The 18,257-nt window shown below is 69.3% G+C and carries 14 protein-coding genes; 12 read left to right on the top strand and 2 right to left on the bottom strand.

The window, feature by feature from the left end; translation table 11 throughout:
• Positions 1-190 precede the first annotated feature (190 nt).
• The 6 genes from EV644_RS20690 (at position 191) to EV644_RS20665 (ending at position 8,473) form a co-directional block, all read left to right on the top strand.
• Complete coding sequence (locus tag EV644_RS20690) at positions 191-3,055, top strand: glycoside hydrolase family 2 TIM barrel-domain containing protein (protein WP_241998539.1); 2,865 nt, start codon at positions 191-193, stop codon at positions 3,053-3,055.
• Between the two features lie 110 nt (positions 3,056-3,165).
• Complete coding sequence (locus EV644_RS20685) at positions 3,166-3,639, top strand: alcohol dehydrogenase catalytic domain-containing protein (protein WP_199239927.1); 474 nt, start codon at positions 3,166-3,168, stop codon at positions 3,637-3,639.
• Between the two features lie 180 nt (positions 3,640-3,819).
• Positions 3,820-4,212, top strand: coding sequence for a glyoxalase superfamily protein (locus EV644_RS20680; protein ID WP_132190325.1), 393 nt, complete (start codon positions 3,820-3,822; stop codon positions 4,210-4,212).
• A 208-nt stretch (positions 4,213-4,420) separates the two neighbouring features.
• On the top strand, positions 4,421-5,530 hold the full coding sequence (locus EV644_RS20675) for a sensor histidine kinase (RefSeq protein WP_199239926.1): 1,110 nt from the start codon (positions 4,421-4,423) through the stop codon (positions 5,528-5,530).
• Complete coding sequence (locus EV644_RS20670) at positions 5,527-6,189, top strand: response regulator transcription factor (RefSeq protein ID WP_132190323.1); 663 nt, start codon at positions 5,527-5,529, stop codon at positions 6,187-6,189. The genes EV644_RS20675 and EV644_RS20670 overlap by 4 nt, the downstream gene beginning before the upstream one ends.
• An 82-nt stretch (positions 6,190-6,271) precedes the next feature.
• The gene (locus tag EV644_RS20665; RefSeq protein ID WP_158292891.1) at positions 6,272-8,473 is read left to right on the top strand and encodes an MMPL family transporter; all 2,202 of its coding nucleotides are present in this window, start codon (positions 6,272-6,274) and stop codon (positions 8,471-8,473) included.
• 138 nt (positions 8,474-8,611) lie between these two features.
• Here EV644_RS20665 and EV644_RS20660 read toward each other — a convergent pair whose 3' ends face one another.
• The gene (locus EV644_RS20660; RefSeq protein ID WP_241998537.1) at positions 8,612-9,511 is read right to left on the bottom strand and encodes an LLM class F420-dependent oxidoreductase; all 900 of its coding nucleotides are present in this window, start codon (positions 9,509-9,511) and stop codon (positions 8,612-8,614) included.
• A gap of 146 nt (positions 9,512-9,657) precedes the next feature.
• On the opposite strand from EV644_RS20660, the gene tmk reads away from it, so the two are divergent.
• The 6 genes from tmk to EV644_RS20630 all read left to right on the top strand — a co-directional run bounded on the left by tmk (position 9,658) and on the right by EV644_RS20630 (position 17,581).
• Positions 9,658-11,646, top strand: coding sequence for a dTMP kinase (gene tmk, locus EV644_RS20655; RefSeq protein WP_132190321.1), 1,989 nt, complete (start codon positions 9,658-9,660; stop codon positions 11,644-11,646).
• A complete protein-coding gene (locus EV644_RS20650) occupies positions 11,643-12,812 on the top strand; it encodes a DNA polymerase III subunit delta' (protein ID WP_132190320.1) in 1,170 nt (389 codons plus the stop codon). The genes tmk and EV644_RS20650 overlap by 4 nt, the downstream gene beginning before the upstream one ends.
• 353 nt (positions 12,813-13,165) lie before the next feature.
• Positions 13,166-13,834 carry a DUF4190 domain-containing protein gene (locus EV644_RS20645; protein ID WP_132190319.1) on the top strand — a complete coding sequence of 223 codons (669 nt, stop codon included), beginning with the start codon at positions 13,166-13,168 and terminating at the stop codon, positions 13,832-13,834.
• 60 nt (positions 13,835-13,894) lie between these two features.
• Positions 13,895-14,899, top strand: coding sequence for a DUF4190 domain-containing protein (locus tag EV644_RS20640; protein ID WP_132190318.1), 1,005 nt, complete (start codon positions 13,895-13,897; stop codon positions 14,897-14,899).
• A 37-nt stretch (positions 14,900-14,936) separates the two neighbouring features.
• Entirely contained in the window at positions 14,937-16,046 is a 1,110-nt protein-coding gene (locus EV644_RS20635) for a PSP1 domain-containing protein (protein ID WP_241998593.1), read from the top strand.
• A gap of 20 nt (positions 16,047-16,066) precedes the next feature.
• Positions 16,067-17,581 carry an alpha/beta hydrolase gene (locus EV644_RS20630; protein ID WP_241998535.1) on the top strand — a complete coding sequence of 505 codons (1,515 nt, stop codon included), beginning with the start codon at positions 16,067-16,069 and terminating at the stop codon, positions 17,579-17,581.
• Positions 17,582-17,617: 36 nt separating this feature from the next.
• Here the strand turns inward: EV644_RS20630 and EV644_RS20625 are convergent, their stop codons facing one another.
• A complete protein-coding gene (locus tag EV644_RS20625; RefSeq protein WP_132190316.1) occupies positions 17,618-18,241 on the bottom strand; it encodes a hypothetical protein in 624 nt (207 codons plus the stop codon).
• Positions 18,242-18,257: the final 16 nt, after the last annotated feature.

The raw sequence follows: 18,257 nt of genomic DNA, 5'->3' as shown, positions 1-18,257 counted from the left end.
CAGAAACCCCTCGAGCATGCTCGAGGGGTTTCTGCTTGCAAGGCCCATCGCAACCCACCGCTGAAGCTGCCGATCCCGCAGATACGCTGCCGTGCGCGCCACCGCGGCGTGAGGTCTTCTCCCGCAGTACGAAGAACTGTCCATATCTGTTCATCGGTGTGGATTCGTGAACGGATCGGTCGTAGGGTCGATGTCTGTGACCCATGACCACAGTTACGTCGAAGACTTCGCGCCCGGTGCTGGTGTGCTGCCCCCGCGGGCGCGGCTGGACGATGATTCCGCCCGGATCTCCCTGAGTGGCGACTGGAGCTTCCGGCTCTCGCCGAGTCTGGCCGAGGCGCCGGACGACCTGAAGGATCCGGATACGTCGGCCTGGGACACGATCACCGTGCCCGGTCATTGGCAGCTGAGCGGGTACGGCGCCCCGGCGTACACGAACGTCGTCTACCCCTTCCCGCTGGAGCCGCCGCACGTGCCGACGGCGAATCCGACCGGGGACTACGTGCGCACCGTGACGGTCCCGGCGGACTGGGACGGGTCGCGGGTGGTGCTGCGGTTCGAGGGAGTCGACTCGCGCTTCGCCGTCCATGTCGACGGAAACCTGGTTGGCTGGTCGTCCGGCTCGCGGCTGCCGAGTGAGTTCGACCTCACCGAGCTGGTTGCCCCTGGCAAGGAGATCCGGATCGCCGTCCGGGTGCACCAGTGGTCGGCCGGCAGCTACGTCGAGGACCAGGACATGTGGTGGCTGTCCGGGATCTTCCGCGAGGTGAACCTGCTCGCGCTCAAGCCGTCCGCTCCGGCCGATGTCTTCGTGCACGCGTCCTATGTGGACGGCACCGGCACGTTGAAGGTCGACTCGGACGTGCCCGGCACGGTCGTCGTACCGGAACTCGGGCTGGAGTTCCCGACCGGCTTCGAGACTCCGGTGCCTGAGGTCGAGCCGTGGAGCGCCGAGAACCCGCGCCTGTACGACGCAGTACTGCGGAGCGAGGGTGGTGAGGTCCGGCTCCGGATCGGGTTCCGCACGGTCGCGATCGCGGACGGCGTTCTCACCGTGAACGGCAACCGGGTGCTCTTCAATGGGGTCAACCGGCACGAGTTCCACCCGGACCGCGGCCGCGCCCTGACCGAGCAGGACATGCTCGACGACGTACTGCTGATGAAGCGAGCCGGGATCAACGCGGTCCGGACCAGCCACTACCCGCCGCACCCACACTTCCTCGACCTGTGCGACGAGTACGGGCTGTACGTGGTGGACGAGTGCGACCTGGAGACGCACGGGTTCGGGTACGAGCCGGAGCCGCCCGCGCTGCCGAACCCGGTGATGGACCCGCGCTGGCAGGATGACCTGGTCGAGCGGATGCGCCGGATGGTCGAGCGCGACAAGAACCACCCGAGCATCGTGATCTGGTCGCTCGGCAACGAGTGCGGGATGGGCGACAACCTGCGCGCGATGTACGAGTTCGCGCACGACCGGGATCCGTCCCGGCCGGTGCACTACGAGCGGGACACGCAGGCGGAGTTCGTCGACATCTACTCGCAGATGTACACCTCGCCCGAGGGAGTCACCGCGATCGGCGAGGACGTCACGTCGTGCCGGGGTTTGCCGTTCATCCTGTGCGAGTACGGGCACGCGATGGGCAACGGGCCGGGCGGGCTGTCGGACTACCGCGCGCTGTTCGAGAAGTACCCGCGCTGCCAGGGCGGTTTCATCTGGGAGTGGATCGACCACGGCCTGCGGACCTCGGTGGACGGCCAGGAGTTCTACGCGTACGGCGGGGACTTCGGCGAGGAGATCCACGACGGCAACTTCGTCTGCGACGGGCTGCTGTTCCCGGACCGTACGCCGTCGCCCGGCTTGGTCGAGTACACGAAGGTGATCGAGCCGCTGGTGATCACCGCGGACGGCAAAGGCGGCATCAGCATCACCAACCGCTACGAGGTGCTCGACACGAGCCACCTGACCTTCCGGATCGTCACCGAGATCGGCGGCGAGCGGGTCGGCAGCGGGACTCTGCCGGTGCCAGCGATCGCCCCGGGTGAGACTGCCTCGGTGGAGCTGCCTCCGGGCATCGCGGAGCAGCAGAAGGCCGGGCAGCCGGATACCTGGCTGACCCTGACGGCTGAGCTCACCGAAGGAACTTCCTGGGCGGAGGCCGGTCACCGGGTCGCCTGGGGCCAGGTGCGGCTCGACGTACCGACTGGTGAGCAGCCGCGTCACGCTGGTGGGGCCGCGGAGGCCGCTGGGGTGAGCGGCGAGGCTCGGCACGCCAAGGCCGAGGCAGTGGGTGAGGGCGGCACTGCAACCGCTGCAGGCATCAGCCTGGGCGAGCTGCCGATCCGGAACCTGCGGCTGGACGTCTGGCGCGCTCCGACGGACAACGACGCGATCCCTGGAGTCGCAGACGCCTGGAAGGAGGCCGGCCTGCACCGCGTGCAGCACCGGGTGGTCTCCGAGGGCGTCCACGACGGCGCCTGGGAGGTAGTCACCCGTACTGCGCCGCCCGCGCTCCAGTGGGGGCTTGTTGCCACGTGGCGCTTCACCCACATCGCGGATGGCTCACTCGGCCTGGACCTCTCCATCGACCCCGACGGCCAGTTCCCGGCGACACTGCCGCGCCTGGGCATCACCTTCGAGCTGCCACGCATCGAGCAGGTTGAGTGGTTCGGCACCGGCCCCGGCGAGTCGTACGTCGACACCCGCGCCGCCGCGGCCGTGGGCAAGTACTCCGCCTCAGTGGACGAGCTCCAGACCCCCTACGTCCGCCCCCAGGAAAACGGCCACCACATCGACACCCGCTGGGCAGTGGTTGGTCCCCTCCGCATCGAGGCGGTCCCCACGCTGTTCGGCCTGACGGTCCGCAACTGGACCACCTCGGCACTGGAATCGGGCAAGCACTCGCCTGACCTGGTCGCCGGCGACACGACGTACGTGACGCTCGACCTCGCCCAGGCCGGCATCGGCTCCAACTCCTGCGGCCCAGCCCTCCCAGACAAGTACAAACTCCACACCGCACCAGCGAGCTTGTCGGTCAGGTTCACCACGGTCCGATAACAGCTGTAGGCGGTCTGAGCGGGGGGGACGAGCCGGGCCCGGGCTAGTCCCCGTCCGTTCCTCCGACGAGATCCCTTCTACCTGCGCTGCTACCTTGCCGCCATGACCAGGTGGGCCGCGGGGCGGGCGTGAAGGCGGTCGTCTACGACCGGTACGGGTCTCCCGATGTGCTGCAGGTCGAGGACGTCCCGGTGCCCTCGCCCGCCGCCGGCCAGGTGCGGGTGAAGATCGCCGCGACCTCGGTCAACCTCAGCGACTGGGAGTGCCTGCGCGGATCGCCCGCGTACGCGCGGATCGGCGGGCTGCGTGTCCCGGCTCGCCGGACGCTTGGATCGGACATCGCCGGCCTGGTCGACGACGTCGGGGAGAGGGTGACCCGGTTCCGACCCGGAGACGAGGTGTATGGCGACAACCTCACGCTGATGGGTGGCTTCGCGGAGTACGCGCTCGCGCCGGAATCCGCACTCGCCCACAAGATCAGGATCCACATCCACCGCAGCTTCGCGCTCGACGAGGTTCCCGCCGCGCTTGCTCACGTCGGTGAGGGACGAGCCCTCGGCAAAGTGGTGGTCTGCCTCTCCTGACCGGACCAGGTACAGCACGGTGGCGGCGCCGCTCCACCTGGAGTCGGAGCGCAGCTCGGGCCCGTGGGCTGATGCGGAACCGCTCCGGCGGTGGCAGCGTCTGCGGCATGGCGAGAGCGACCGAGATCCCCCGAAAGGTCGGTCGCGGCCGGAGGTAATGACTGCTGAAAGGGGTTCTCGATGATCACTGGAGTCGCCAAGGTCATCGTCCCGGTCGACGATCAGGAGCGGGCAAAGCAGTTTTGGACCGGCGCAATCGGGTTCGACCTGGTCCTGGACGAGGTCTACGGTGACGAGCGCTGGATTGAGGTCGAGGCGCCCGATCGCTCGGTGGTGCTCGTGCTGAGCCGCCGTCCCAGCGACGAGCCGAGGCGTCAGGTGTCCGACGCGCTGCCGCACTCGAATGTGTTCCTGACGTGCGACGACATCGAGCAGACCTACGCCGAACTGACTGGGCGAGGCGTGCGCTTCCCGGCGCCGCCCGCGGAAATGCACTTCGGCTCGTGGTCGATGTTCGAGGACTGGGAGGGGACGCGGTTCGCGCTCGGACAGTGGGGATCGCGGTCAGCATGAACGGCCTTACGGACACGACGATCCTACGAACCTCCCGACGCAGTCCCCCGCCAAGGTCCTGAGCTCACTCCGCCTGCCGATCCACCATGATTGGGGCGGCGGGCTCGCCTCGCGGATGATGTCGATGTCAAGAGTCGCGCAGTACAGTCTGCTTGTGGTAAAGGGTTCAGCTCGAGGTTGGTTCGAAGCTGACGGCCTACGCCGCGTTGTGCCGTTCTTCTCTCTGGCGTTTGGCCTCGTCGCGGCGATCACGCAGCCGTCTTCGGCCGCCGACATCGTCCTGGCGGCGGTGCCGGTCGCCGCTTTCGGCCTGTGGGCTTTCGCCCCCAATGTGCCGCTCGCTGTTGTTTCCGTCGGCGTAGTCGTCCCGGTGGTCGTGGCACAGCGCTCCGGACAGCTCGAGCCGGTCATGTTCAATGTCGCTCTGCTCGCTTTCGCGGCCGCGCGTTGGTCTCGGTCGCTCGGGGCGGCGGCGTCGCTCGGTGTGCTCGCGGCGGCCACGCCGGTGCTGGTGGCCCTGGTCCAGGATCCGATGGAGGTCGCCGTCGGTATCTGGTTGGTGGCCATAGTCTTCATCTGGGTCGTCGGTCGTGCGGTCGCGCGCCAGGATCGACTCGTCGCCGAGCTCGAGGGCACCAGGCGTCAGCTGGCCGAGCAGGCGCTGCTGGCCGAGCGCCGTCGGATCGCTCGTGACGTTCACGACTTCGTGGGGCATGGGTTGGCTGCCGTGATGCTCCAGGTCACGAGTGCCCGGCACGTGCTGCGCCGCGACCTGGCGTCCGCCGAGGAAGCGCTGCGATCGGCCGAGGAGGTGGGCCGCCTCAGCATGGAGGAGCTGCGGCGTACGGTCACGCTGCTCCGTCACGACGACGAGGCGGGAGTGGCACCGCCGCTCCCATCGACGAAAGAGATTCCCGCGCTCGTCGACCAGGCTCGGGCCGGGGGTCTCGCCGTCGAGCTGCGAATGCGAGGAGACTTCGCTCGGATTTCACCAGGGACGGGCGTCGCGCTCTACCGGATCGCCCAGGAGGCGCTGGCGAATGCAGCTCGGCACGCGCCGCGCGCGCAAACCGTTCTCGGGCTCGAGCTGTCAGACGGGGACGTTCGTCTCGTGGCCGAGACCTCGGGACCCGTCGCCACCGCACGGGCGACCGATCCCGAGCGACCTCGGTACGGCTTGATCGGTATGGGGGAACGGGCGAGCGCGCTCGGCGGCGACCTCGTGGCCGGGCCGACGCCCGACGGTTGGCAGCTGAGCTGCCGGCTGCCGCTGACGGTCGACAACGAGCTACCAGAGGGAGGTCCAAGAATGCCATGATCCGCGTTGCTCTCGTCGACGACCAGGCGATCGTGCGCGCTGGCTTGGCGCGGATCCTCTCGCCTGCGGACGGGTTCGAGGTCGTGGCCGAGTGCGCCGACGGCAGGCAGGCGGTGGAGGAGCTGCCCGGCTTGCGCCCGGACGTCGTCCTGATGGACATTCGCATGCCGGCCCTCGACGGTATCGCCGCGACGAGGCGATTGCGCGCCGCCGAGACCCCCCTCGTCGTCCTCGTGCTCACGACCTTCGGTGAAGACGAAGTGCTGTGGGGGGCGATCGAGGCCGGCGCCGCTGGGTTCGTGCTCAAGACCTCGTCCGCCGAGGATCTGATCGCGGCGGTTCGTGCGGTCGCCGGCGGCGGGGCCTGGTTCGACCCGGCCGTCGCGCCGCGGCTGCTCGAGCGGTACCGGACGGTCGTTGCCCCGGCGGCACGGGATGCGGCGCGGCTCGACCTGCTCACCAACCGAGAGCAGGACGTGCTGCGGCTGATGGCGCGCGGTGCCACCAATGCCGAGATCGCCGCGGCCTTGCACATCGCCGAGGCGACGGTGAAGACGCGTGTCGGCAGCATCTTCACCAAGCTTTGTGTGCGCGATCGACCTGCCGCGATCGTGTTCGCGTACGACCACGGTGTGGTCACTCCGGGCCGGACGCCGTAGGAAGGCCTCCACCCCTGGTCGGAGCGCAGTTCGAGCCCGCAGGGCGATGCGAGACCGCACCGGTGTGCTTAGCGTCAGCGTCATGACCGAAAAACTCGCGCGGACGTGTAGCCGCCGGCCGTGGCTCGTGGTCGGGCTGTGGCTCGTCGTCATTGTCAGCGCCTTCGTGCTGGTGGCGACGTTCCTCGCGTTCGAGGGCGAGACCGAGATCACGAGGACGACCGAGTCCAAGGAGGCCGATCGGGTCCTCGCGGAGGGCTTTCCCCGGGAGGTCGCGAGCGGGGAGGCGATCAGCGAGGTCGTCGTGGTGAAGGCCGAGGACGGCAAGGTCGAAGCGGCTGCGACGCGCGCGCGAGTCGACGCGCTCGCGGATGAGCTGCGCGCGGCCGGGGCGACCCGCGTCGTCACCTACCGCGAGGACCGGCGCCTCGTATCGCAGGACGGGGACTCGACCGTGCTCCAGGTCGCGCTCGGCCGCGACGGGGAGGACGAGGTGGACGATGTCGTTGCTGCGGTTCAGCGCCTCGATGACCAGCCTGGCTACCGGGCGGCGGTGACCGGCGGCTGGACGGCGGACGCCGACGAGGACGCCGCCTCGCTGGAGGATCTGAAGAAAGGCGAGCTCTTCTTCGGCGCTCCAGTCGCGCTCCTCATCCTGCTGCTCGTCTTCGGCGCGGTCGTCGCGGGCCTTGTTCCGGTCATGGTCGCGCTCGCCTCGATCGTGGTCGCCCTCGCGCTCGTCGCCCTCCTGGCGCAGGCATACGACCTCTCCGTCTTCACCCAGAACATGCTGATCGGCATGGGCCTCGCCCTCGGAATCGACTACTCGCTCTTCACCCTCTCGCGCTATCGGGAGGAGCGGCTGCGGGAGCAGACGAAGCTCGAGGCCATCGCCACTGCGGGCGGCACCGCCGGCCGTGCCGTCCTCTTCAGCGGGATCGCCTTCGTGCTCGCGATGCTCGGGCTCCTGCTGGTTCCGAGCACGATCTTCCGCAGCCTCGCTGCCGGCGCGATCCTGGTCGGGATCGTCTCCGTGATCGCCGCGCTGACGCTACTCCCCGCGGTTCTCGCACTGCTCGGCGACCGGGTGAATGCGCTTCGCATCCCCTTCTTCGGCCGCGCAGCCGAGCAGGCGGGCCGCGAGGGCCGTTTCTGGGGCGCGATCGTCCACCGGGTCATGCGCCGCCCTGCCGCCAGCCTCGTGCTCGGCGCCGGCCTGTTGCTCGCGCTGGCGGTCCCGGTGGTCGCGCTCGACACAGGTACGTCGGGGGCGGCGACGCTTCCCGACCGCTTCGAGTCGAAGCAGGGCTATCTCCTCCTCCGCGAGGAGTTTCCGAAGGAGTCGACCGAGCCGGTCGACATCGCGGTGGCCGGAGACGTCCGCGGGCCCGCCATGGAAGGCGCTGTGGCTCGGCTCGAGCAGGAACTCGCGCGCCGCCCCATCTTCGGGGAACCGGTCGTCGAAGCGAATGAGGCGGGCACGGTCGCCCGTGTCACGGTTCCGATCGCGGCCAATCCAGATAGCGAGGATGCGATCGAGGCCGTCCGCGGGCTCCGCGACGAGGTCGTCCCCCGCGCGTTCGCCGGTGTTGACGCCGAGGTGTACGTCGGCGGCGACACCGCCGAGGAACTCGATTACCAGGACACCGTCAACTTCTGGCTTCCGCTCGTGCTCCTCTTCGTGCTCGGACTCAGCTTCCTCCTGCTGACGCTCGCGTTCCGCTCGATCGTCGTTCCAGCGACCGCGATCGCCATGAATCTGCTCTCGGTCGGAGCGGCCTACGGGCTGCTCGTGCTCGTCTTCCAGGAAGGCGTCGGCAACGAGATCCTCGGGCTGAGCGAGGCCGAGACGATCGACGCCTGGGTTCCGCTCTTCTTGTTCGCCGTCCTGTTCGGACTCTCGATGGACTACCAGGTCTTCCTGCTCAGCCGCATCCGTGAGCGTTACACGGCGACGGGCGACACGGACGCCGCCATCTCCTTCGGCATCGGCTCGACGGCCCGCCTCATCACCGGCGCCGCGCTCATCATCATCGCCGTCTTCTGGGGTTTCGCGATGGGCGACACCATCGCCTTCCAGCAAATGGGCTTCGGCATCGCTGTCGCGCTGCTGATCGACGCGACGATCGTCCGCTCCGTGCTCGTGCCGGCAACGATGAAGCTGCTCGGTGAGCGCAACTGGTACCTGCCCTCCTGGCTCACCTGGCTCCCCGACGTGCGCGTCGAGGGTGCCAAGCCGCCACCGAAGGCTGCGCTTGGGCCGATGCCCGGCGGACGCCACTGACCGGATGTCGCTCAGGCCTCGGGTACCTGCCGGCCGCCGACCTCGAACGAGCCCTGGAGACCCTGACGACAGCTCTTCGCCGAGCGCGCTGGTCGCCCGGGACCTTTCCGTCGAGAAGGGCGGCGGTGCTGACCGTGCTCATCGAGGTTCGAGGCTCGCCAACCCCTCGGCCAGTTGCCGGTACTGCGCTCGCGGCAGCCGGCGCTGGTCGCGGTCGGGGTCGTCCGTCTGCCAGTTCAGCACCTGGACAGCCACGTGGTTCGCGCCTGCCTGATGGTGCTCGGCGATCCGGGCCATCACAGCGTCCACATCACCCCAGGCCACCACCGCATCAACCAGGCGATCGCTTCCGCCGCCCGCCAGATCCTCATCGGTGAACCCAAGCCTCCGCAGGTTCCCCGAATAGCCGCGCTTGCTCAGGTAGAACTCCAGCGCCTGCCTGGCAATCGCCCTCGCCGTACCGGGATCCGACTCCAGGACCACCTTCAGCTCCGGAGCCAGCAGCGGTCCACTGCCTAGGGCAACGCGAGCTTGCGCGGTGTGTTCCGGAGTACTGAGGAACGGATGGGCACCGCTCGATCTCGCCGCTGCCAGTTCCAGCATCCGCGGCCCGACCGCCGCCAGCATCCTGCGCTCGACCGGTACTCCAGCCGCATCCAGTCGATCCAGATACTGCGTCAGTTCACGGTATGGCGAAAGCGCCCACTGCGCGGCCTCGCGCGGGCCGTTCCCCAACCCCAACAGGAGCCGCCCCGGATGCTCCTCCTCAGCCTGCCGATACCCAGCGGCAACCTGCTCGGACGAGTGCACCCAGATATTCACGATCCCGGTCGCGACGGTGATCCGCTCAGTCGCTCCCAACACCGCCGCCGCCGTCTCGAGCATCCCCGGCCCGTTCGCCACCCACAGAGCCCCGAACCCCAACTCCTCCACGTCAGCCGCAGCCTCGGCAAGTTGCTCCCCCTCCTGCTCCCAGAGCCACCAAGGCGCCCAAACCCCAACCGCCCCCAGATCCCGCACCTGCTCAGTCCGCGACACCCCCCGAAGCTAGGCGCCCGGAGTCCCCAGGTCAGGATCCACTTCCCGACCACTGGCCTGCTCCCACAGCGGGCATGGGGCAGATGGGAGCGGCGGTGGAGGAGTGGCGTGGGGGAATGTCCACGCGCCCGACTAGGCTTCGTGTCGTGCCGGAGGTGTATGACCCGTTGACTGATCCTGCACCGGCGCACGATCTGCGCGCGGTGTTGCGGATTCGGGCGTTCCGGCGGCTTTGGGTTGCGTTCGGGTTGTCCAGTCTGGGGGACTGGATCGGGCTGTTGGCGCTGACGGCGATGGCCAAGAACTTCGCCGGGGACGACTACCAGGCGGCGAACTTCGCGATCGGTGCGGTGTTGTTCCTGCGGGTGCTGCCCGCGCTGGTGATGGGGCCGGTGGCCGGGTGGGTCGCGGACCGGCTGGACCGGCGCTGGACGATGATCATGGGCGACCTGATCCGGGCAGCATTCTTCGTCACGATCCCGCTGGTCGGCACGTTGACCTGGTTGCTCGTGGCCACGGTGCTGATCGAGATCGTCAGCCTGATCTGGGGCCCCGCGAAGGACGCGAGCGTGCCGAACCTGGTGCCCCGGCACCGCCTGGAGGCCGCGAACCAGCTCAGCCTGCTCACGACGTACGGGTCTGCGCTGCCGGCGGCCGTCATCTTCACCGCGATCACCCTGGTCACGCGCGGTCTCGGCGACTTCTCGATCGACCTGGCCGTCTACGTGAACGCCGCCACCTTCCTGGTCTCCGGCCTAGCGATCATCTCAGTCGCGGAGATCGGCCGAGCCGGCAGCCACGACCACGAGGAACACCCCACGATCTGGCGGACGATGGTCGATGGGTGGTCGTACGTCACCGGTACTCCGGTCGTCCGCGGCCTGGTCGTCGGGATCTCCGGCGCCTTCGCAGCCGGCGCGGTCGTCATCGGGCTCGGTCGCACGTACGTCGAGGACCTCGACGCGGGCGATCCCGGGTACGGCGTGCTGTTCGGCGCGGTCTTCGGTGGTCTTGCACTCGGCATGGGCTTCGCGCCGAGGTTGTTCTCCGGCCTCTCCCGCCGGCGCCTCTTTGCCGCGGGACTGGTCGGCGCGGGGATCGGGCTGGCCGGGCTCGCGCTGATCCAGCAGATCGAGATCGCCACGATGATCGCGATCGCGCTCGGCTTCTGCGCCGGAGCTTCCTGGGTCTCGGGGTACACGCTGCTCGGGCTCGAAGTACCGGACAACCTGCGCGGGCGGACGTTCGCGTTCGTCCAGTCCGCGGTCCGGACCGTGCTCGCGGTCACGCTGGCGGTGGCTCCGTTCGTCGCGGGCGCGATCGGCCGGCACACGGTGTCGGTGGGCGACAAATCCATCACCTACAACGGCGCCGCGATGACGATGTTGATCGCGGCGGTGCTCGCCGGCGTGATCGGGCTGGTCGCCTGGCGGCAGATGGACGACCGGCCGGGGGTGCCGTTCTGGCGGGACGTGCGGCGCAGCTTCGGCAAGACTATGGGTGTGTATCCGACCACCGGCCTGTTCATCGCGCTCGAAGGCGGTGAGGGCGCGGGCAAGTCAACCCAGTCCGCGCTGCTGGTGAAGTGGCTGAAGGACCAGGGCCAGCAGGTCCTGCTCACCCGCGAACCGGGCGCGACCGACCTCGGCAAGACGCTGCGGCAGATCGTGCTCGATCCCGCCACCGGCGACATCTCGCACCGCGCGGAGGCGTTGCTGTACGCCGCGGACAAGGCCGAGCACATCGACTCGGTGATCAAGCCCGCGCTGAAGGCCGGCGCCGTCGTCATCACCGACCGGTACGTCGACTCCGCGCTCGCCTACCAGGGATCGGGCCGGGACCTGGACCTCGCGGACGTCGAGCGGGTGAATCGCTGGGCCACCGACGACCTGCGGCCGAACCTGACGATTCTGCTGGATCTGCCCCCCAAGAGCGGGCTCGGCCGGTTCGAGGAGCGGGACCGGATCGAGGCGCAGTCGTCTGACTTCCACGAGCGCGTCCGGCAGGCGTTCCTCGACCTCGCGGCCACCGAGCCGCAGCACTACCTGGTCCTCGACGCGACCCAGGACCGCGAGCAACTCGCCGCGCAGATCCAGGCCCGCTTGCTGCCGATGCTGCCGAAGGTGGGGCTATGACAGTTTGGGACGACCTGGTCGGGCAGGAGCCCGCGGTCGCAGTACTGAAGAAGGCTGTCGACGGGGCCACCGCACGCCTGCAGGGCGCGAGCGGCGCGGCGACGGCCGGGATGACGCATGCCTGGCTGATCACTGGTCCGCCCGGATCCGGTCGGTCCAATGCGGGACGGGCCTTTGCCGCGGCGTTGCAGTGCGAGAACCAGGGCTGCGGTGAGTGCGCCGTCTGCCGTACTGCGCTCAGCGGGGCGCACCCGGACGTGTCGCTGATCCGGACCGAGTTGCTGTCGATCCGGGTGAGCGAGATCCGCGAGCTGGTCCGGCGGGCTGCGATGAGGCCGACGCAGGGTCGTTGGCAGGTGATGGTGGTCGAGGATGCGGACCGTCTCACCGAGCAGGCCGCGGATGCCCTGCTGAAGAGCATCGAGGAGCCGTCGCCGCGCACTGTGTGGGTGTTGTGTGCGCCGACGGTCGAGGACGTCGTACCGACGATCCGGTCGCGCTGTCGCCTGCTGGTACTGCGGACGCCGCCGGTCGGGGCGGTCGCCGAGATGCTGACCCGGAAGAACGGTGTCGAGCCCGAGCTCGCGGGGTTCGCTGCCCGCGCGGCGCAGGGGCACATCGGCCGCGCGAAAGCGCTGGCGCGCGATGAGGAGGTCCGCAGCCGGCGGAGCAAGGTGCTCGAGGTGCCGTTCGAGCTGCGCGACATCGGGGCCTGCCTGAACGCGGCCCAGCGACTGGTCGACGCCGCGAAGACGGAGTCCAAGGCGAGTGCGGCGAAGGTGGACGAGCAGGAGCGGGCCGAGCTCGAGCAGGCGCTGGGGATGGGAACGAAGGGCGCGAAACCGCGGGAGACCGCCGCGGCGCTGAAGGAGCTCGAGGACCAGCAGAAGGCCCGGGCCAAGCGCTGGGAACGCGACGTGCTCGACCGGTCGCTGGTCGACATGATGGCGCTCTACCGCGATGTGCTGGTGCTGCAGACCGGCGCGGGGTCCGAGCTGATCAACGCGGAACTGCGCAGGGACATCGAGCAACTGGCCGGCCGCACGAGCCCGGAGCAGACGATTCGCCGCATCGACGCCCTCACCGGCTGCCGCGAAGCAATCGAAGGCAACGTAGCCCCCCTCCTAGCCCTGGAAGCCATGACAATCGCCCTCTTCGAAGGCTGAATTCGGCGCGGTTCCGTTCGAGGATGACGGCCGCTGTGGAGGCTCGGATTGGCTTCGCGGGTCCTTGGAAGTCGTGCCGTGCAGCGGCATGAGGGTGAGCTGTCTCTCTCGGTAGTGGGAGTGGTGACCCGCGGTACCGGTTGAGGTTGGGGCCTTCTCAGGAGAGGGCGGTAGCGGGTTCTGTGGGGGCGCGCACGGGTTGTTCAGGGGATTGTCGAGTGGTGTTCGACGGGTGAGACACGCGTCTGGGTTGCGGACTGGGATGTAACAAAGGTAGTGGGCGTTGCGATGTGTGGGTGACCGGGTGAAACGGAACTCGGGCGTATTCATTTGTTTGATGCTGAAGGATCTGGATGACCCAACCGCCCTCCCCGATCCAGCCGGGTCGGAACCCGCTTCCGCCGGCCGAGTCCTGGCTGGAGGGCGTGCCGACCCCAGCGCAACGTCGGCTGGATCGTTATGCCGTGGCGGCGTTCGTGGTCAGCCTGCCGGGGCTCGTGCCGGTCGCCGTGGTGCTGGCGTTCATCGCGCTGCCGCGGATCCGCAGGTCCGGGGCGCGGGGACGCACGCTGGCGATCAGCGCGCTGGTGATCAGCGGGTGCTGGCTGATCGCGATCGGCGTGGCGGTGGGCCTCAACCTGTACGGCGAACAGCGCGCGGGCATCGGCCGGACCACGGTGATCAGCGAGGTCCAGGTGGGGCAGTGCTTCGACGCGGACCTGGAGGCCCAGACACCCCGGGTGGTCCGGATCGCCGACTGCGGCGCGTTGCACAGCGGGGAGGCGTTCGCGAAGGTCCGCGCGACGCTGACCGGGATGTCCAGCGAGCAGAAGGGCCAGGTCGCCACCCAGCAGTGCGCGGCCGCCTTCGCGACGTTCATCGGCAAGTCCTTCGAGACCTCGGACCTGGACATGTACTACGTCGTGCTGGGAGATCGTGCCGTTGCTGATGGCAACGTCTTGTGCATGGTCGGGCAACCCGGCAAACAACTGACCGGCACCATGCGCGGATCCCAGCGCTAGTGTCCCGCGCCGTAAATCGCCCGAACCACATCCGACGCAGAGCACCTGGGGGGAGCAGCCGTGAGCCAACCGCCATCCGGTCCGGACCAGTACCGGCCTGGGCAGAACCGGCCTGACCCGAACCGCCCGCAGGACATCCGGCCGCAGGACACACCCCGCGACTTCCCCACCTACGGACGCCCGCAGCCGCCCGCCCAGCCGTCCTACCCACAGCCCACGCCCTACCAGCAGTATCAGCAGCCACAGCAACCCTCGGCGTACCAGCAACCTCAGCAGCAGTCGCCGTACCAGCCGCAGGGCTCGCCGTATCAGCCGGCGCCTCAGGGCTCGCCGTATGGGCAGCAGCCTTCGCCGAACTGGCAGCCCTACCCGCAGCAACCTGTGTATCCGCCGGCCTACGGCTACGGCTATGGGTATCCGGGCGCACTGCAGGACAAGACGAACGCGCTCGCGATCGCTGCGCTGGTCACCGGTCTGGCCGGGCTGTTCTTCGGGATCACCGCGCCGATCGCGATCGGGCTGGGCATCGCCGCCCTGGTCCAGATCAAGAAGCGCCGGGAGAGCGGTACCGGGCAGGCAGTCGCCGGGCTGGTGATCGGCAGCCTCGTCACCACGGGATGGGCCATCCTGCTCGTCATCATGTTCGCGATCGACTGGACCGGCAGCGGCGAGGAGTACTACGGAGCGCCGCCGCCCACCTCGTCCGTGCCGGCGACGTACGTCGACGAGCTCGCGGTCGGGGAGTGCTTCGACGAGGTCGGATCCGACGACGAGGTCGAGCGCGAGGTGTGCCTCGAGCCGCACGATGCCGAGATGTTCGCGGTCGAGACGCTCCCGCCCCGGCCGTGGCCCGGTGAGTCCGCGGTCGTGAAGGCGTCGGAGGCGGCCTGTGACAAGGCATTCCTGTCCTATGTCGGCATCGAGATCGGCAAATCCCGCCTCGACACCGACTTCTGGTATCCCGACTCCGCGAGCTGGGACGAGGGCGACCGGAAGGTGCTCTGCATCGCCTACGGCCCGGACGGCGACCAGCTCGACGGCAGCGTCCGAGGCACCAAACGCTGATCAAGCTCTGATCGCCACGTAGGCTGACGGCGTGGGCATGGTGATGGCGGTGTCGTTCGAGCGGTACGGACGGCTGTACTACCTGGACCCCGGCCCGCACAGACCGCGGGTCGGGGACAAAGTGCTGGTCCCGACCGACGACGGGCCGGAGGTCGCCGAGTGCGTCTGGGCGCCGCAGTACGTCACCGAGGAGATCGGTGGGCTGCCGCAGTGTGAGGGCGTCGCGACCACGGCCGATCTGGACCGCGACGAGCAGAACCGGCAGCGCCGGGCCGACGCCCGGCTGACCGCGAAGCGGCTGATCCGCGAGCACGGCCTGCCGATGAAGGTGGTCGGCATCGACTTCGTGGACCGCCGCGCGGATGTCGACCAGCTGGTCATCGTGTACTTCTCCGCGCCGCACCGGGTGGACTTCCGCGACCTGGTCCGCGATCTCGCCCGCGGTCTGCGGGCCCGGATCGAGCTGCGCCAGGTCGGCGCGCGCGACGAGGCCCGCCTGCAGGGCGGAATCGGGCCGTGTGGTCGCGACCTGTGCTGCGCGACCTTCCTGAAGGACTTCGAGCCGGTCAGCGTCCGGATGGCGAAGGACCAGGACCTGCCGCTCAACCCGCTGAAGATCTCCGGCGCCTGCGGGCGGCTGATGTGCTGCCTGAAGTACGAGCACCCGCTGTACCAGGAGTTCAACGCGAAGGCTCCGGCCACCGGTACTGCGGTCGAGACGCCGGCGGGGGACGGCGTGGTCGTCGGGCACAACGTGCCGAGCGACACGGTCGTGGTGCGCCTGGCCGCCTCCGGACGCAGGTGTGCCTGCAGCCGGGCCGACGTGTGCTCACCACGCCAGCAGTACGAGGCCTCGCCCACCACTACCCCCGACGCGCCGCTGCCGGTGGACCTCCAGGACCCCCAGCGCCTGCCAGACTCCCCGGAGATCTCCGTACCGGCTGCCGACTCGGCAGAAGCTGCCGAGCCGGCACAGCTGGATACGCCGGAGCCGGACCAGGTGAGCCCGACCACTCGCAGGCGGAAGCCCCGCAGGCGTCGGCGAGTGGGCCACGAGGACGCAGCGCCGGCTCCGGATGCTGCGGCGGGTGCCGGAGATGAACGGGATGCAGGAGCAGGCGACGGTACGGGAGACGGCTCGCAGTGAAGACGCGCAGGACAACAGCAGTGCTGGCAGCCCTGGCGCTCCTGACCGCGGGCTGTGGTGTGGCCAGCCGGGCGCAGGACGCCGACGGCGGAGGCGGTACGCAGCCGGGCGGCACCTCGACCAAGGGGCCGGCCGGGCCGATCCCCGCGGGGCTCGAGAAGTTCTACCAGCAGCAGCCCGACTGGGAGCGCTGCGGCTCGGGCAACCAGTGCGCGACCATCACCGTGCCTCTCGACTACGAGAACCCCTCCGGCAAGACGATCGAGCTGCGCGCCCGCAAGGTGCCGGCCCGCGATCGCACCGGCAAGATCGGCACGCTCTTCATCAACCCCGGCGGTCCGGGTGCCTCGGGTCAGGAGTTCGCGGCTGCGGCCGGGTTCGTCCTGGGCGCGCCGCTGCTGCGCAAGTTCGACGTGATCGGCTGGGACCCGCGCGGAGTCGGCGAGTCGACACCGGTCCGCTGCCTCGACACCGAGCAGCTGGACCAGTTCATCGCCGCGGACGGCAGCCCCGACACCGAGGCCGAGATCAACCAGCTGAACACCGAGGCCAAGACGCTGGCGGACGGCTGTGAACAGCGCTCGGGCGAGCTGCTGCCGCACGTCTCGACCAAGGACGCCGCCCGAGACATCGACGTACTGCGAGGCATCGTCGGCGACTCCGAGCTCTACTACCTCGGCATGTCCTACGGCACCCTGCTCGGCGCCACCTACGCGGAGCTTTTCCCGAAGAACGTCGGCCGGCTCGTGCTGGACGGCGCGGTGGACCCGTCGAAGTCGTCCGAGTCGAACAACATGGCTCAGGCCAAGGGGTTCGACACCGCGCTGGAGGCGTTCGCGGAAGACTGCGCGCAGCGTTCCTGCCGGCTCGGTAGCACCAAGGCCGAGGTGCTCGCCAAGGTCGACAAGCTGCTCAACGACAGCGACGCCAATCCGCTCCCGGGTGACGGCAAGCGCGAGGTGACCCAGGCGATGGTCGTGCTGGGCGTCATCTATCCGCTGTATCTGAAGGACTACTGGCCGCGGCTCGAGGATGCGGTGCTCGACGGGCTGGCCGGGAAGGGCGCCCGGCTGCTGGCCCTGGCCGACGAGTACACCGACCGCACCCCGCGCGGGTACTCGAACAACGCCAACGAGGTGATCTACGCGGTGAACTGCGTCGATCGCCCCGACATCAGCTCGGTCGCCCAGGCGAGGTCGCAGGAGGCGGCGTACAAGGCGGCCTCGCCGCGGTTCGGGTCTTTCCTGCTCTGGGGATCGCTGGCCTGTGCGAACTGGCCGGTGAAGCCGGAGGACAAGCCGCACGCCATCAAGGCACCCGGCGCCAAGCCGATCGTGGTCGTCGGGACCACCCGCGACCCGGCAACGCCGTACGCGTGGGCGGTCGGGCTGGCCGGGCAGCTGGAGAGCGGCGTGCTGATCACCCGCGACGGCGACGGCCACACCGGCTACAACGAAGGCAACGCCTGCGTCGACACCGCCGTGGAAACCTACCTCCTGAAAGGCACCGCCCCCACCGGCGACCTGAATTGCTGACCCGCGGCTCGCACCACGCTCCAGGTGAACGACCTGCTAGCTCGGGCGGTTGTCGTTGTTGGTGGGGAGTTGGAGGGTGTCGGTGGCGTGGTCGAGTACGGCGCGGAGGCCGGCTTCGTCCTGGGGGCGGCCGCCGACGGTGATCTCGATGGCGGAGCGCTTGCCGTCGTCGGCCGGGAGCCAGCGGGACAGGCCCATCCGGGGGCCGCGGGTCTTGTCGACGTAGGTGTAGATCAGCGTCCCGCCGTCGCGGCTGATCACCTTGAGGTCCTGCTCGTCGATGCTCCGGGCGCGGGCGTCCACCTGCTTGTCCGGCGACTGCTTGCTGCCGCGGGCGTCGAAGCGGATCTGCCAGACGCCGGTCGGATCGGCGTACCGCGGGCGGAGGCCGCCCTGGGTGCTCTTCCAGCCGGTCGGCACCTCGGAGGTGATCGGGGCCTTGTCGGAGCCGAAGCTGGCCGTCGTGAACTGCAGCGAACCCGGCTGCAGGCCGTCCGTCGCGGACGGCTTCGGCGTCGGCGTCGGCGAGGTTCGCACGGTGTCCGCGGAGGTGTCCGGACTCGATGCGTTGTTGATCGCCAGAACCGTGCCGAAGACGGCGACACCGACGGTCATTCCCGCCAGTGTCGCCAGCAGCGCCTGGTGCCTGGGCGTGAGCATCCGACCTCCGCTTCAG

The sequence above is a fragment of the Kribbella orskensis genome, from assembly GCF_004342085.1.
Taxonomy (GTDB): Bacteria; Actinomycetota; Actinomycetes; order Propionibacteriales; family Kribbellaceae; genus Kribbella; species Kribbella orskensis.
The sequence above is the reverse complement of the archived record's forward strand: the minus strand, read 5'-3'. Positions and strand labels throughout refer to the sequence as shown.